Here is a 1,783-nt window from a genome sequence, read left to right on the forward strand (position 1 = left end):
CTCCAGAGCAGGGTGCCTGCCGCCGAAATTTTATGCTCCAGGTCAAGCGAGGAGCGGCCGACCCGGCGAACCGCAAGCTCGAAATCGAGCGTGTCGCCGTGGAAGCCGGGATGGACGAAGGTGAGATCCAGCCGCACGGTTGGCGTGCCGATGCGTCGCTCAGTGATCAGCTCTTTCCACGGCGCGCCGACCGAGCCGAAAAACTCCTCCAGAACCCCCACGAGGATGTTCAAATAGGAGGGGAAATAGGCGATCCCGGAAGGGTCGCAGTCCCCGAAACGCAGCGGCCGGCTGGTGCGGAAGGTCAAGGTTGCGCCCTCTACTTCRCGGCCTTCATCAGCTCACGGCCGATGATCAGCTTTTGCACTTCTGTTGCACCCTCGTAGATGCGCAGCGCGCGGATTTCGCGGTAGAGCCGCTCGGTGATCTCACCGACGCGCACGCCGCGCCCGCCAAACATCTGCAGCGCCTGGTCGATGACCCACTGGGCGTTTTCCGTCGCCGTCATCTTGGCCATGGCGGCCTCGCGGGTGATCGGCAGTTTCTGCACGTCGCGCCGCCAGGCGGTGCGCACGGTCAAAAGCGAGGCGGCGTCGATTGCCGTTGCCATCTCGCCCAGCGTGCTCTGCGCGGTCGGCAGGTCGGCCAGTGTCGCGCCAAACATTTTTCGCGACTTGGCGTGTGCGACAGCTTCGTCGAGCGCGCGGCGAGCGAAGCCGAGCGCTGCGGCAGCCACCGACGGACGGAAGATATCGAGCGTGCGCATGGCGATCTTGAAGCCTTCGCCCGGCGCGCCCAAAAGCTGCGACGCAGGGATACGGCAGTTGTCGAAGCGCACCCGGGCGAGCGGATGCGGCGCGATCGTTTCGATGCGCTCGGCGATCGAAAAGCCCGGCGTGTCGGCGAAGACGACGAAAGCCGAARTGCCGCGTGTGCCCGGCGCTTCGCCGGTGCGGGCGAAGACCGTATAGACATCGGCGATGCCGCCATTGGAAATGAAGATCTTTTCGCCGTCGAGCACATAGTCGTTGCCGGCGCGGGCAGCGCTGGTGCTCATCGCCGCGACGTCCGAGCCGGCGTCCGGCTCGGTCAGCGCGAAGGCCGAGATCAGCTCGCCACGAGCGATCTTGGGCAGGATCGCCAGTTTGAGTTCGTCCGATCCCGACAGGCTGATGGCGCCTGTACCCAGGCCCTGCATGGCGAATGCGAAATCGGCAAGGCCGTCGGCATAAGCGAGCGTTTCGCGGATCAGGCAGAGCGAGCGGCTGTCGATTTGCTCCGACACACCGCCAAATGCCGCCGGCACGCAATGCCTGAGGATGCCGGCAGCTCCCAGTGCAGGGACCAACTTCTTGCAGGCCGCATAAGCGTCGGCATGGTCGATCCCATCAAGTCCGCCGCCCGCGACAAAGCCGTCGAGTTCAACCGCGAGCGCGCGGTGGCTGTCGGCGAAAAACGGCCAGTCGAGGTGATCGCGGGTCGGATTTCCCACCGGCGCCGAATGCGAAGCCATGGCTCAGTTCCCCTTGAATTCCGGCTTAGTCTTGGCGGCGAAGGCTTCGAAGGCGCGGCGGAAATCGCCAGTCGCCATGCAGATCGCCTGGGCCTGCGCTTCGGACTCGATCAGCTGGTCGATGCCCATCGCCCATTCCTGATCGAGCATCTTCTTGGTCATGGCGTGCGCGAACCACGGACCGTCGGCAACGGTACGGGCGAACTTCTGCGCCTCGGCAAGCAGGTTCGGGCGTTCATGCAGCGCGTTGTAGAAGCCCCAGTTGTGACC

Annotated in this window: 2 protein-coding genes and 1 pseudogene; all 3 read right to left on the reverse strand. The window is 64.8% G+C overall.

Translation table 11 applies throughout. The features are described 5' to 3' along the window. The coding region (locus tag AC1DUU_RS31105; protein ID WP_476787160.1) for an acyl-CoA thioesterase at window positions 1-308 on the reverse strand (308 nt) is incomplete at its 3' end. Window positions 309-319: 11 nt separating this feature from the next. Beyond that, window positions 320-1,513, reverse strand: a complete 1,194-nt coding sequence (locus AC1DUU_RS31110; RefSeq protein ID WP_476787161.1) for an acyl-CoA dehydrogenase family protein — start codon at window positions 1,511-1,513, stop codon at window positions 320-322. 3 nt (window positions 1,514-1,516) lie between these two features. Continuing rightward, a pseudogene (locus AC1DUU_RS31115) lies at window positions 1,517-1,783 on the reverse strand (enoyl-CoA hydratase family protein); the annotation flags it as partial.

The sequence above is a fragment of the Aminobacter sp. P4_H6_2 genome (assembly GCF_056400805.1).